Here is a 14,877-nt window from a genome sequence, read left to right on the forward strand (position 1 = left end):
ATTGTTCGCATATGGGCAGTTTTAGGCCTTGGGCACCGAGAGCAATCAGAGAATCCACCGGTATTTACGTCTCGCTCGTTACAATACGAATTATGGTGTGGAACGGCTGGCAGACAACGGCTAATACAGAAAAATTATGGCAACTCCATAAGGCTATCGCCTCACGCAGTGCTCAGCCGGAGCAGGCATTTGCGCTCATTGCTACACACTGCGAAATCGTGGCACGGCTCGCCGAGATTATCGCGCGCGTCTGGGGCAAGCCGCTCGACTCGGAGCACAAAAACCTCCTCATAGAAGGCGCGCTCGCACACGATATTGGCACCTATAGTGTGCTGGATGACAGCAATTTCACTGCCCAACGAGAGCCTATTTTCCAGCGCGGGGTTTATATACAGCATGGCGTACGCGGCTACGAACTCCTACGCAAAGCCGGGTTTAGCGAGGATATCGCCCAGTTCGCCCGCAATCACACGGGCGTAGGCATTACCTACGACGACTGCCTCAAGCAAAGTCTCGCCATACCTGCGGCAGATTACACGGCCCAAAGCACACTGCAAGCCATCGTGATGCTAGCGGATAAATTCCATACCAAAAGCCTGCCGGCGCGCTTCGTCAGCGAGGATGCGGCCCGCACGCGCTGCGCAAAATTCGGCGCAGAAAATCTCCACAGGTGGGATAAACTAGTGGCTGAATATGGCGTTCCGACTGCGGCAGAGCTGACGAAGCTGGCGAGCGAATATGCTATGGACATTATTGAAAAATAGGTCAACAATTATCTACACGACAACGACTGAGAACTTGAGAAAACTATGAAGAAGAGCATTCTTGCGCTAGCATCAGGCACTTTTGCACTGGGTGCGGCTGAATTCGTCATGATGGGGGTTTTGCCGCGCGCGGCTGATGAAACGGCGGTCAGCATTCCGACGGCTGGTCACTATGTGTCGGCGTATGCCATTGGTGTGTGCGTGGGCGCGCTGTTTCTCATTTTTGGTCGCAAAATCAAGCCGCGCAATCTCATTGTTCTTTTTATGGTTATTACCCTCGTGGGTAATCTTCTTGCTGCACTTGCTCCAAATTTTGCCGTGCTCGTGCTGGCACGCTTTATCTCCGGTCTGCCGCATGGTGCGTATTTCGGTACGGCCACGATTATGGCGAAAGTGCTGGCAGATAAAGGCAAAGAGGGCATCGCCGTGTCGCAGATGGTGCTGGGCCAAACCGTGGCAAATATGATTGGTGTACCCGTGGGCACATGGCTGGGCAGCACGCTGTCGTGGCGACTTGCCTTTGCCATCCTGTCCGCATGGGCTGTGATGACGATTATCCTCGTTATCGCGTGGGTGCCCGATGTGAGCGCAATTAAGGATGCGGGTTTGATGGGACAGTTTAAGTTCCTCAAACGCATCAAGCCGTGGTTCGTGATTTTGGCTGTATTCTTTGGAAATTCAGGCATTTTCTGCTGGTGGAGCTACGTGTCACCATGGCTGCAAAAGACGGGCGGCTGGAGCGAGGCGGCTGTGCCGTTGCTTATGACGCTGGCTGGTTTCGGTATGGTTGTGGGCGGACTCGCGGGCGGTAAAATTACGGATAAATTCGTCCCAGGTGCGGTGGCAGGATTTGGTCAATTAATTGCCGTTTTCGCCTTGATTGCGATTTTCTTGGATCCGGGTTCGCGCCCCACATCGGCGCTGCTCACCTTTATTTGCGCAGTAGGCATGTTCTTCATTTCCTCGCCTCAGCAGTTACTGATGGTGCAACTCGGCGAAGGTGGCGGCGAAATGCTGGCCGGTGCGATGGTGCAGATCGCCTTTAATGGCGGAAATTCTGTCGGTTCGCTCATGGGCGGCTGGGCTTTGGATAATTCCCAGGAAGACTACCACATGTCAGCGCTGACGGGCGTGCCCTTTACACTTTTGGCTGTGATCCTGCTCTTTGCCTTCTACTTCCTGTATGAGCGCAAGAAGCGCAATCAGGACATTCTGTAGTAATTCCCGTCATCGCCACGAGCTAGCGAGTACGCTACGACTTAGCACTCGACCACATTGACAGCGAGACCTCCTTGTGAGGTCTCTTTGTATTTGCTCATCATGTCATCGCCCGTTTCTTTCATCGTGCGAATGGCATTATCCAAAGAAACAATGTGTGAACCATCGGAAAGCAGTGCCATATGAGCCGCGTTAATCGCCGTATTTGAGGCCAGAGCATTGCGTTCGATGCATGGAATTTGCACCAGTCCTGCAATAGGATCGCAGGTGAGGCCTAAATGATGCTCGATGCCAATTTCCGCCGCATTTTCCACTTGCGCAGGCGTACCGCCCAGCACTTCGCACAGTCCAGCCGCTGCCATGGAGCTGGCCGAGCCCACCTCGCCTTGGCAACCCACTTCCGCGCCGGAAATAGACGCATTGCTTTTAAAAAGATAACCAATGGCGCTAGCCGTGAGCAAGAATTTAATAATGCCCTCCTCGTTTGCGCCATCCACAAACCACCAGTAGTAGCTCAAAACGGCTGGGATGATGCCAGCAGAGCCATTCGTAGGAGCGGTAACGATGCGTCCGCCACCGGCATTTTCTTCGTTAACGGCCAGTGCAAAGAGATCTACCCAGGAGCTTTTATCGTGTGTGGGATGCGCAAGAGGACGGTGTGCGGCTGCATCGGTAGCAAAAATATCAAAGTCGGTTTGTGCGAACTTCTTATACAGTTGTGGCGCACGCCGGCGCACATTGAGACCGCCTGGCAAAATTTCTTCCGTAGAGCGGCAGCCCGACTCAATGCAGCCTTGCATGGTATGCCAGATGCGCAACAGGTACGCGCGCACTTCTTCGGCCGGGCGGAGAGCCGTTTCGTTTGCCCACATGATGTCGCACATACTTAAGCCCGTTTCCTCACACAAGGCGACGAGTTCGTTGCCCGTAGAGAAGGGGTATGGAATGGCTTCTTGCGCGTGTACGGGGCTGGAGTTGGATTCACTCTCGAGAGCCTCGATGTCTTTTTCGTGGACGACGAAACCGCCACCCACCGAAAACGCCGTGTCTTTTAGCAGAATTTCCTGAGCCGCATTAAAAGCCGTAATCGTCATGCCATTAGGGTGATATGCCAACTTCTCCCAGCGTTCGAATTCGATGTCAGAGCGCGAAAATGCGATGGCATGAGTGCCGCCTACGAGCAACTGACCGGCCTGATCGCACTCATCCAAAGCATTCAGCACAATCTGAGGATTGACATCTTCTGGTGTGTGCCCAAGGAGACCGGCTACAATGGCGCGATCCGTGCCATGTCCCAACCCCGTTTGCGACAAAGAACCATACAGTTTCACATGAATGCGCGCCACGTCGTGCACAAGTTGAGCATCGCGCAATGTGGAAATAAAATCATAGGCTGCCCGCATAGGTCCCACGGTATGCGAGGATGATGGCCCAATGCCAATGGAAAACATATCAAAAACACTGAGCATGAGAGCCTTCCCTGTGATTCGATGGATACGCATTGCCTTTCATGGAGGCGTACTCATTTTAAGCATGTGGGTGCATTTTCCCGCCTTGCACACGCCGAGCAAAACGGTCGGGTTAAGGAGGGAATTTTATGAGGATTACTGCAAAAATTTTTCGTTAAATTCAGAATATTTCATCATGCTCGAAAAATACCAGTTGAGAAGATGAAATAAGCGGAGATGTCAGAATGTCTCATTGATAGGATAGAAGTACTGAGAGGGTAAAGGGCTATGAGTGCGAGAAGCTCATAAACCAAAAGAGAAAAGGGGATCCAAGATGAGGTGGAGAAATCTTATCATCAGCGCGGCCTTGACGGTTTCCATGATTCTGCCAATATCAAGTGCCTTTGCGGCGCAAAGTACGCAAGATTCTGCGAATAATCAAACAACGACTTCCGTGCAGCCTGATTCGACAACGCAGTCGGATTCTGCTTTAGAATCGGATGGACAAGCAACGAATAATAGCGCAGGAACTGAGTCCATTAATCAGGATTCTGCTGCAGATGCGCTGGATTCCGATGCGAGTGCGAGTACGAGTGCAGACAACTCTGACAATAATTCTGACAATTCCGACAACTCTGCTGATTCTACGTCCACGTATACACAGGATGGTGCGGCAACTCAGGACAGTGACGCCCAAGACGAGGCAGCAACGCAATCCGATTCGCAATCAGAAGCACAAGCTCCTGCTGCGCGTGCACCGCAAGCCCGAGCGCAGGCTCAAGCACAGCCTATTGTTGAAGCGACACTGCGTGATAGGAATCAGGAAGCCACTCAACGCGCGGAGCTAACGGACCCATTCGGCGATTTCACTACAGGGCGTAACGCTGCCTATTATCTGCGCATTCACGCTGTTTTCCCTGCGGCTTCTGAAAAGCGCATTGCGGTGCGCCTCAATTACGGTGTGCAGTATGGGAATTACAGTTTTGACACCACGGCTGGCTGGTACCTCGCGCTGAAGGAGAACGGTATTACGTACCCGGGCGATCAACCACATGCCGAAGATAAGAATACGAAGCTTTATGGTGCAAACTTCCAGGACGGCACGCTCAGCTTTGACTTCCAAGATGGCACTCAGGAAGTAACCTTCGATGTGCCTATCCGTGTTTCATGGTCACAAGATAACGGCGGTGCTAATGCTGATGGTATGTCGTCTATTCCACAGGCTGTGTCTGTCACGCAAAGCTATACAGAAGAAGATGGCACAGAAGTTTCAACGAAGATTGGCACGAATTTCACTATTACTAATCTACGCGCGGTCGTTATTGGCCTGCAACGCCGCATAAACAACATGTTCAACGACAACGGCAATATTGCAATTGCATCGGATTCGCCAAAGGGCACGGGCGATGACGTGACGTACAACGCCGGCTTGAACGACAACAGTGGCGCCATGCTCGATGACTATTATGTGGCGATGCTGGCTCCTGCAGATGCGGAATATTTGGGCATCTCTACGAAGAACGGCGCATTCGGCGATGGTACGCAATATCTCAGAACCATCGATGCTGGTGAGCACTTTACCCTGAGCACAGGCGAGGATTATGTGGTGCCAGACGGTCAAAAGTTGTATGTGTGGCAGCGCACAAATTCATATACGAATACCGATGTTAATCGCGGCTTCAACCCTATGTGGCGCTTCCCTAGCGATAAATTCCCAGCCGGTACGGTTGTAGAAATTAAACAGATTGATGTGGGCATCAAATTCTACAACCCTTATCAGGAACGCTCCTATCTGCCATACAATGCGAATAATCGCGCTACGGTAAGATACGAAATTACGCCTCCTCAAGAGGACGTGTATGTCAACACGACAATGTACTGGCAAGGTAACACGAAGCCTCAGGGCTGGCCGCTGTGGGAAGGCTATATTGCAGACAATAACGTCTATATGGGTGCACCGGGATATGAACACACCCAGGAGCGCACCTTCGGTTACTTTACCGTGGGCAATCGTGGTACGGGTGACTCCCGCGCGAAGACAATTATCATCGATTACGATGTAAATAACACGGGCGTCGGTGGTGTCACCGGTCAGGCTTTGCCGTTCTTGTCTCATGAATACTTGGGCTTGCAACCTACCCAGGTGACGGATTTTAAAGCGGTTTTGTGGGATAGCAATACCAATACGACGAAGGAATATACGCTGGATAATCCTCCGCAGCGTTTCCGCGTACAAACCCTGCTCGGCGAAGGTGCGCATGAAGGCATCTATATCAAGCATATTGAGTACAAGATTGACACCATTCCTGCGAAAACGGCTTTGGTGAGCTACAACAATAACGATTATGCGACCGAAAACTTTGGCTCGCCAACGGCAAGCTTCCCTTACTTCGGTGTAGTACGTAATAACACGTACATAGAAAAAGGTAAGTGGGGTGATGATCCGAGTTTGTTTAAGACGCGCATTCGCATTGAAAATACGGGCGCAGAGGAACCAAACTGGAATAAGCGGCATCAAGAGGAGGGCGATCCTGACGGGGACGGAAAAAACGAGTATCTGTGGTACGAAGGACGCTCAGCTGATCACGTCACTATTGGTGATACCTTTACGGCCTTTACGGGAAAGAGTTACATCGAAGGTCACGGTGAAGTGCGTGGCTGGCATGGTGGCGACTTTACAATAAACCTCGGTGATCAGTTCAGGGATGGAGGCATCTCGTACTTCTCTCCTGTATGGGGAGACGGCAGTAAAAACGGCATCGAAACCTATAAAGCAGCCTATTTGATTAGCCCTTATGGTTCGGATATGTCCATTCACGTGAAATATCGTGCATACAACTCAAAGCCATGGTTGACCAGTAAATCGAATAACGAGTATGAAGCAGCACAACCGAAGATTTATAAGGTTCCTGCATCGGAAGCATTAAAGGCAGAATACCCGAATGCAGTGGTGTATAAACTCGATTTCTCTGTACTGACATCTCAGCAGGATATTTATGAATCTCGTGCATTCGGTCCGAGTGTGCTCTGGCGTGAAGCCTCGTCAACGATTCCTTACGCCACAAATCAAAGTTACTGGGCGTATATGGGATATCCTATCGTGCAAGTGAGCTACACATCGGACCCAGAAAAAGATGTGCCGGGCGTCTTCAGAGGCATGCTGTGGTACGAATACGATACGGACACGCCTGAAGAGCTTGTATACGGTGACGGATTTACCAATGATAAGTGGGATGTGAACGGCGACGGCTCTACGGAAGATAAGATTGGTCTGGCATACGGCAGCTTGACTATTAAGGCCCCAACCGATGTAGTCGTGCGGTCCTCCGCAAAAATGGCCTCACAGCCAGACAGCCGTTACGTCACCTACGATGGTCGAAGCAAGGCCGTAGTAGGTGCGCAAAGCACGGTGGATTATCGTTTGATTGCCAATAACCCTACGGTTATGGATGTGAACGGCTTTGAAAGCTACTGGCCGGTGCCGAAAGCAGGTCAGAATTGGGGTAACAGGCTGCAACCAGAGGGCGCATTCAAGTTCAATATGTATCTCAACGGCGGTATCCGCTCTGAAATCCCAGACGGCTACAAGGTGTATTACGCCAAGAACGCTACCCCGACCCAAAATGAGCTGAAATGGGCCGACTTCGAATGGACAGAGCAAAGCGGCACGTCCTCATGGACTCAGGGCGACTGGGATCAGGTGAACTTCGTCAAAGTGGTATCGCCAGATAATGCCGTCTTTGCTTCGAAGCAGACACTGCCTATGAAGTTCAATTTGATGGTGCGTGAAGGCGAAAACAAGGATGCCGTCAACGGTCTGCTGAACGTATACAAATCGGCATATCTGCGCGATCTCGGTAGCGGTAAGACGTGGGCGTACGGACAGCCCGTAGGCATCGTCATCGCCACGGGCACTATCGGCGGTACGGTCTGGTACGACAAGGACTACGATGGCGTCATGGATGACACCGATGCTGAGCCGCGCATTGCGGGGGCAAAAGTGGAGCTGTACAACGACCGTGGAGAACTCGTGGATTCCCGCGTGACGGACGCCGCCGGTCAGTACCAATTCGATGGATTACTCAAACCAACGGCATCCACGGATACGGCGAATGCGCTGGCATCCCGTTTTGCGGCGAATAGTGCTTTACCGGACTCGCCATTGGCTTCGCTGTCGAGAGCGGCAGCAGCTGCAAACGATGCTCAAGATGACAGTGGTCTGGATCAGTACACGGTGAAGATTACCAATCCGGACACGGAGAAGTACAGTCGATTTACGGCACAAGGTGCAGATATGCGCTTCACCTCGGATGAAAATTCGGCGAATACAGCCACCTCCGTGGCCGTCAACACGCTGAGCGCTGTGGCGAATGATTTGAACGTGGGCTTGACGCAGACCAGGCGCATCACAGTGTCAAAGACTTGGGCAGAAACCGATGCTCAAAAGACACCTGTGACGATCAAACTACGCGCCGATGGCCAGCCGGTTAAGGATATCGATGGCCATGAGGTCGCAGACCTCACGCTCAACGACTCCAATAATTGGACGGACGTGTTTACCAATCTCATCATCAATAATGCTGAGACAAATACGGAAATCCAGTACACGGTGGCTGAAGATCCGGAACCAGAAGGCTATTGGTCTGCAGTAACGGGCAACATGACGGACGGCTTTAGCGTAACGAATACGAAGATTCGCGGCACGGTCACCGTGACAAAGGTGGATGCGGATGATCAGACGCCACTGGCAGGAGCGAAGTTCGCGCTTCAGCAAGATGGGGTGACGAAGTACGAAGCTACCTCGGACGACCATGGCGTAGCCACGTTTAGCGACGTGCTGTATGGCACCTACATCGTGGTCGAAACCAAGGCTCCTACCGGTTATGTACTGTCCACTCAGACGCTGACTGTGCAGGTGAAGGGTAACGGCGACACCGTCAATGCGGGCACCATTACCAATGCCAAGATTCGCGGCACGGTCACCGTAATGAAGGTGGATGCCGATGACCAGGCACCGCTGCCGGGCGCTAAGTTTGCGCTGCAGCAAGCGGGTGAAACGAAGTACACAGCTACATCCGAGGCTAACGGCGTAGCTACCTTTGAAAATGTCGTTTACGGCAACTATGAACTTGTAGAAACGCAAGCTCCAGAAGGCTATGTGCTGTCCGATACGAAGCTGGATGTAAAGGTAGACAAGGATGGTGAAACAGTCAATGCGGGCACCATCGAAAATGCGAAGATTCGTGGCACTGTCAAGGTTACGAAGCTGGATGCAGAAGACCAGAAACCACTTGCGGGTGCAAAGTTTGAGCTTCAGCAAGGCGGCGAGACGCAGTATGAAGCTACGTCTGGTGCCGATGGTGTGGCTACCTTCGAGAATGTCATTTATGGCAACTATGAACTTGTAGAAACTGTGGCTCCGGAAGGCTATGTGCTGTCCGATACGAAGCTGGATGTAAAGGTGGACAAGGATGGTGAAACAGTCAATGCGGGCACCATCGAAAATGCGAAGATTCGCGGCACCGTAACCGTGAAGAAGGTCGATGCGGATGATCAGGCACCACTGGCGGGTGCGAAGTTTGAGCTGCGACAGGGCGACGAAACAAAGTACGAAGCGACTTCTGGTGCCGATGGCATAGCCACCTTCGAAGGCGTCATTTACGGTGATTATGAACTCGTGGAAACTCAGGCGCCGGAAGGCTATGTGCTCAATAACACGGTGCGGCAGGTCCGCGTCCGCGAGCATCAGCAGAACGTAGATGCCGGAAGCGTCGAAAATGCGAAGATTCGTGGCACTGTCACCGTGAAGAAAGTCGATGCGGATGATCAGACGCCACTGAGCGGAGCACGCTTCGAGCTTCAGTACAACGGGGTAACAAAGTATGTAGCAACCTCTAGCGCCGATGGCGTGGCTACGTTTGAAAACGTCATTTACGGCGACTATCAGTTGGTCGAAACGGTAGCGCCGGAAGGATATGTCCTGAACAAGGAACCTATAGCGGTGAGCGTGCGTGAGAATGGCGAGACCGTAGAGGCGGGCATCGTACAGAATGCCAAGATTCGTGGCACGGTCATCGTTGCAAAGAAGGACAAGGACGATAACAATGCTCCTTTGGCTGGAGTTACCTTCGCATTGCAGCAAAATGGCGAAACCAAATACGAGGCGGTCAGTGGTGCGGATGGCTTGGCAGTCTTCAACGATGTAGTGTACGGACGCTACACCTTGCGTGAAACCAAGGCCGCTGAGGGCTATGTCATCACAGATGAGAGCTTCGACGTCACCATCGACACAGATGCCCAAACCGTTGAGGTGGGCGATGTACTGAACGCAAGAATTCGCGGCACCGTTACAGTGACCAAGAAGGATGCGGACGACCAAACACCACTCGCAGGCGCACAGTTCGCTTTGCAACGTGAAGGCAAAACCTTGTACGAGGCTACTGCTGGCGAGGACGGCGTGGCCACCTTCGAGCGGGTGCTCTACGGCACGTACACACTGGTGGAAACTGAAGCGCCGGTGGGCTACAACCTCTCCACGGAGTCTCTGAACGTCACCGTTGCACAGGACGGCGAAACCATCAATGCTGGTGATATCCACAATACGAAGATTCGTGGCACGGTGCTAGTAACCAAGAAGGATGCGGATGACGAGACGCCTTTGGCGGGTGCGAAGTTTGAGCTCCAGCAGGATGGTGAGACGAAGTATGAGGCCAGTTCTGGCGAAGATGGGGTAGCTACCTTTGAAAACGTCATTTATGGCGACTATCAATTGGTAGAAACCCAAGCGCCGGAAGGCTATGTACTAAACGATAAATCCATACTCGTCAGCATGCGTGAAAACGGCAAGACCGTGGATGCGGGTGACGTGCTCAACGCCAAGATCCGCGGCGCGGTGATTGTGACGAAGAAGGATGCGGATGACGAGATGCCTTTGGCGGGTGCGAAGTTTGAGCTGCAGCAGGATGGTGAGACGCAGTATGAGGCCACCTCGGGTGAAGACGGTGTGGCTACCTTCGAGGGCGTCATCTACGGTGATTACGAACTCGTAGAAACCGCGGCTCCAGAAGGCTACGTCCTCGATGAGAAGCCAATCGACATCAGCATCACAGAAGATGGCAAGACCGTGGATGCGGGTGACGTGCTCAACGCCAAGATTCGCGGTGCACTCAAGGCGCGCAAGATTAATGCGGCCATGGGCTGGGCACTAGCGGGCGCACGCTTCGAGTTACGCGATGCCACATCGCAGGTCGTCGCCGAAGTCACATCTGCTGAGGATGGCACGATACTCGTTGAGAACCTCCCATACGGCATGTATACGCTGGTAGAAACAAAGGCTCCAGACGGATACATACTGGATCCTGCGGTGCGCAAGTTTGACATTCAGACCAACGGAGAAATCGTAGACCTAGGGGATATCAAGAATGACCCAATTATCGTGGACACTCCAGAGCAAAAGCTGGCTCGCACGGGTGTGAACGTGGTCTATGCGTTGCTTCTCGGTGTGGGACTCGCCTTTGGTGGTGTGCTTTTGCGTACCTCCACCGATATGGCACCGGCCGCGGGATCGAGGAAGCGCGGTGGTAGGCATGCGCGGCGATAAGACTCGCTAAATGCATTGTTCAAGGGACGATAGTGTTTTGTACTATCGTCCCTTTGTCTATCCGTAAGAAAAACGGCATAAAAAAGCTCTGGCAGCTCATGCTGACACAGCACAGAAAGCCAGAGCTAGAGAAAAGAAAGTGAGGCTAAAATTAGTCCACCAGACCGTACAAACGATCACCCGCATCACCCAAACCAGGGACGATGTATGCCTTTTCGTTGAGCTTCTCATCCTCAGCGCAGACCACAAGCTTGAAATCGATAGAAGGATCGACTTCTTTCTCCAAGCGCTCCAAGCCTTCTGGTGCGGCGAGAATGCAGATAGCAGTAACGTCCTTAGCGCCGAGCTTCTTCAAATACTCGATAGCGGCCACCAATGTGCCACCGGTTGCCAGCATAGGGTCCACGACGAAGACCTGACGGCCCGTCAAATCATCCGGCAAGCGGTTTGCGTAGGTGACGATATCCAAGGTATTTTCGTCGCGCTTCATACCGAGGAAGCCCACTTCAGCCGTTGGAATCAGACGGGTCATGCCGCCAAGCATGCCCAAACCAGCGCGCAAAATTGGCACAACCATAGGGCGAGGCTTCGTCAGTTTCTTGCCCACCATAGGAGCTACAGGGGTTTCAATAGGCGCATCTTCCACGGTGAGATCGCGCGTAGCTTCATAAGCTTCCAGCATGACAAGTTCAGAAACAAGTTCACGGAAAGTGTTAGAAGGAGTGTTCTTATCACGCAAAACAGTGAGCTTATGGGCGACCAAAGGGTGGTCCAAAACAGTCAAATGCATAGTCATACTTTCAGCATAGTCTTAGGTGTATGAACTCGCCATTTTCACACGCTATGGGCGTGGCTCTCGAGCAGGCACAGCAAGCCCTAGACAGCCACGAAATTCCTGTGGGAGCCGTGCTACTGGATGAAGATGGTGCTGTCATAGCCGCCGCCCACAATCTGCGCGAGACGCATGGAGACCCTTTAGCGCATGCTGAAGTGGAAGTCCTGCGTAAGGCTGCGCAGCTTAGAGGAGACTGGAAGTTTGACAACTGCACCTTAGTCGTCACGCTGGAGCCGTGCCCTATGTGTGCAGGAGCGGCCGTCAGCGCCCATATGGGACGCATTGTTTTTGGTGCGTGGGACGAAAAAATGGGTGCCTTGGGCTCAGTGTGGGATATAGCGCGCGATCCGCATGGGGGATTTCAGCCCGAGGTGTTTGCAGGAGTTCGCGCGTATGAGTGTGCACAGCTGCTGACGGAGTTTTTCCGCACGAAACGATAAGTAATCTGGCTATTTCTTAAAATTCTCTGGTTTGGCTGGGCGTTTTGCCCAACCGGTTCGATATAATTTCTTGTAGACGGAAAATAAATACCGTAAACTAATTAAAACAAGCGGTACGGGGCAATGATGGCCCACGGCTGCTCACAACGACTCAAAGGCGCGACACAACAAGTAAGGACCAATGATGGTAAATTCTTCCACCCTTTCTCGCAACGTATACGCAGACAGCGGCGATCCTGTGGATGGTAAAACGCAATCCATATATACTTTGGAAAACTCGGGCGTGGCGGTGACCCTATCCGTGTTTGATAACGAACTCCCGCGCATAGTGTACTGGGGCAAGTCCTGGGAGAGCGCTCCTGCACAGTCAGCACATTCAGTACAGCCCGATACTTCCGTAGCACATCTGTACGCGGCTCTGCGTCCACAGCGCATTTCCGGTGGTTTGGATGATACGAGCTTTCCTTCCGTTTTGCCTACACAGGCAGAAGGATGGACGGGTGCGCCACGTTTTGTGGTGACGCGCGATGGTCAAGAAATTTTCTGCAAATTTACGGTGACGGATGTGCAGGCAAATGTGGAAGGCAAGGTTATCGATGGCTTATCTGATCTTGCACGCCAGCTTTCTGGTCTCAGTGAGGAAGAACTCCAACAGGCGGAGGAAACCAGCTCCACCTATCCATCTGGCCTCGCTCAGGTACCACACGTGGTGGTGACGGCAGAAGACGCTCAGCAGGCTGTGAAACTGGTCTGGGAAATGCAAATTCTCAACGGTGGCTTGGTGCGTCAGCGGGCGCAAGTGTCTAACATGGACTCAGCGGCGCCAGATTCTGTACTGTCCGTGCAGACGTTGGAGCTGTCCTATCCTGTGCCAGCCATTGCTCAGGAAATCCTCACCACAGCCGGGCATCACTTGCGCGAACGTCATCCACAGCGTCAAAACCTCACCATGGGCCGCTTTGAGCGCGTGGTGGAAATTGGCCGCCCAGACTTTGATGCCACGCTGCTGCTCAATATCGGCTCCCGCGGCTTTGATTTTGAGCATGGTGAAGTGTATTCCACGCATGTGGGTTGGTCGGGAAATTCCATTACGGCAGTAGAACAGACCGTGTATACCCTGCCAATCATTGGCGGTGGTGAGCATTTGTATGCAGGCGAAGTGCAGCTCACTGCGGGCTCACAGGATACCTATACTTCACCATGGGTGTATGGTTCGTACGGCGAGGGGCTCAATGCAGTTGCACAGCGTTTCCATGCTTACGTTTCCAGCTTGCATCCAAACTTCCGTGCTAAGCCTCGCCCGGTTATTTTGAATACGTGGGAGGCCGTGTACTTTGATCATGACTTTGATACGTTGAAGAGACTTGCGGACAAGGCGGCGCAGTGCGGCGTAGAGCGCTTCGTTGTGGATGATGGCTGGTTTGGCAGCCGCCGCGATGATACCTCGGGCTTGGGTGACTGGTATGTGTCGGAAGAAGCCTGGCCGGAAGGTCTCAAGCCGCTGGCGGATTATGTGCACGGTTTAGGTATGGAATTCGGCTTATGGTTTGAGCCGGAAATGGCGAATATCGTATCTGATCTGGTAAGCCAGCATCCGGACTGGTTGCTGGCGCCAAACAGTGCTCGCAAGCCTATGCAAGGCCGCTTCCAGCAGGTCGTGGATCTGTCTAATCCAGAGGCATTGCGCTATATCTTCGACGCCATGGATCGCTTAGTAGATGAAATTGGCATTGACTATATCAAGTGGGATCACAACAAGCTCGTCACCGAGCCGGGGTCGCCAATTCATGGATTTGCAGCCACGCAGCGCAAGCAGGTCGAAGCTGTGTATGCCATCTTTGATGCGCTCAAAATTAAGCATGATGGTTTAGAAATCGAATCCTGCTCCTCGGGCGGTGGTCGCGTGGATTTGGGTATCCTCGAGCGTGCTGACCGCATCTGGACCTCCGACTGCGTAGATCCTGTAGAGCGCGCGGATATCCAGCGCTACACCTCGCTACTCCTGCCAGAAAGCATGATGGGCGAGCACGTCGGAGCCTCTCCAGCGCACTCCACTCAACGCGCCACGTCACTATCTATGCGTGCGGCCACTGCACTCTTTGGGCATCTTGGCATCGAGTGGGATCTCAATAGCCAGCCACAGGAGGATCTGGATGCCTTGGCCCAGTGGGTGGATTTGTACAAGCAAAGCAGACCATGGGCTGGCTTTGGTGTGAACGTGCACGGGGATAACAATGATGACAATGTCCGCCTCGATGGCGTGATTGCCCTCGATGGCTCGAAAGCCTTGTATCGTTTCGCACAGGTGCGCACCTCGGTGCATTACCCAGCCTTGCCAGTGCGCTTACCAGGTCTCGATGACCACACTCTGTATCGTGTACGTCCTGTAGATATCCAGCGCGAGCTGACCGTGCATGAAATGAATGGTCAGTCAGAGCTGCTGTGGTGGAATGCCGAGGGTGTTATACTCAGCGGTGCAGCATTGAAGAACTTTGGCATTCGCCCACCACAACTGCACCCAGCACAGGCCGTTGTATTCCAGGTGGACGCGGTAGAAACGTTGTAGAAAAGG

At 52.8% G+C, this 14,877-nt stretch carries 7 protein-coding genes; 5 read left to right on the top strand and 2 right to left on the bottom strand.

Going from position 1 to position 14,877, the window contains the following annotated elements; all coding sequences use genetic code 11:
- Positions 1–92: 92 nt before the first annotated feature.
- Both D570_RS08380 and D570_RS0103210 read left to right on the top strand, forming a co-directional pair.
- Positions 93–764, top strand: a complete 672-nt coding sequence (locus D570_RS08380; RefSeq protein ID WP_018142960.1) for an HD domain-containing protein — start codon at positions 93–95, stop codon at positions 762–764.
- A 45-nt stretch (positions 765–809) separates the two neighbouring features.
- Positions 810–1,982, top strand: a complete 1,173-nt coding sequence (locus tag D570_RS0103210; protein ID WP_018142961.1) for an MFS transporter — start codon at positions 810–812, stop codon at positions 1,980–1,982.
- Positions 1,983–2,023: 41 nt separating this feature from the next.
- Here the strand turns inward: D570_RS0103210 and D570_RS0103215 are convergent, their stop codons facing one another.
- Complete coding sequence (locus D570_RS0103215; protein WP_026181829.1) at positions 2,024–3,451, bottom strand: L-serine ammonia-lyase; 1,428 nt, start codon at positions 3,449–3,451, stop codon at positions 2,024–2,026.
- Positions 3,452–3,764: 313 nt separating this feature from the next.
- Here D570_RS0103215 and D570_RS0103220 point away from each other — a divergent pair, with 313 nt between their 5' ends.
- Positions 3,765–11,030, top strand: coding sequence for a SpaA isopeptide-forming pilin-related protein (locus tag D570_RS0103220; RefSeq protein ID WP_018142963.1), 7,266 nt, complete (start codon positions 3,765–3,767; stop codon positions 11,028–11,030).
- Positions 11,031–11,181: 151 nt separating this feature from the next.
- Here D570_RS0103220 and upp read toward each other — a convergent pair whose 3' ends face one another.
- Positions 11,182–11,820 carry a uracil phosphoribosyltransferase gene (gene upp / locus D570_RS0103225; RefSeq protein WP_018142964.1) on the bottom strand — a complete coding sequence of 213 codons (639 nt, stop codon included), beginning with the start codon at positions 11,818–11,820 and terminating at the stop codon, positions 11,182–11,184.
- A gap of 29 nt (positions 11,821–11,849) precedes the next feature.
- Here upp and D570_RS0103230 point away from each other — a divergent pair, with 29 nt between their 5' ends.
- A complete protein-coding gene (locus tag D570_RS0103230; protein ID WP_033376832.1) occupies positions 11,850–12,305 on the top strand; it encodes a nucleoside deaminase in 456 nt (151 codons plus the stop codon).
- Positions 12,306–12,489: 184 nt separating this feature from the next.
- Positions 12,490–14,871, top strand: a complete 2,382-nt coding sequence (locus tag D570_RS0103235) for an alpha-galactosidase (protein ID WP_018142966.1) — start codon at positions 12,490–12,492, stop codon at positions 14,869–14,871.
- Positions 14,872–14,877: the final 6 nt, after the last annotated feature.

The sequence above is a fragment of the Alloscardovia criceti DSM 17774 genome (assembly GCF_000376885.1).
GTDB lineage: Bacteria > Actinomycetota > Actinomycetes > Actinomycetales > Bifidobacteriaceae > Alloscardovia > Alloscardovia criceti.

Coding starts and splice junctions, on each gene's coding strand:
- D570_RS08380 (WP_018142960.1), top strand. CDS start 93: ATGGTGTGGAACGGCTGGCAGACAACGGCTAATACAGAAAAATTATGG.
- D570_RS0103210 (WP_018142961.1), top strand. CDS start 810: ATGAAGAAGAGCATTCTTGCGCTAGCATCAGGCACTTTTGCACTGGGT.
- D570_RS0103215 (WP_026181829.1), bottom strand. CDS start 3,451: ATGCTCAGTGTTTTTGATATGTTTTCCATTGGCATTGGGCCATCATCC.
- D570_RS0103220 (WP_018142963.1), top strand. CDS start 3,765: ATGAGGTGGAGAAATCTTATCATCAGCGCGGCCTTGACGGTTTCCATG.
- upp (WP_018142964.1), bottom strand. CDS start 11,820: ATGCATTTGACTGTTTTGGACCACCCTTTGGTCGCCCATAAGCTCACT.
- D570_RS0103230 (WP_033376832.1), top strand. CDS start 11,850: ATGAACTCGCCATTTTCACACGCTATGGGCGTGGCTCTCGAGCAGGCA.
- D570_RS0103235 (WP_018142966.1), top strand. CDS start 12,490: ATGGTAAATTCTTCCACCCTTTCTCGCAACGTATACGCAGACAGCGGC.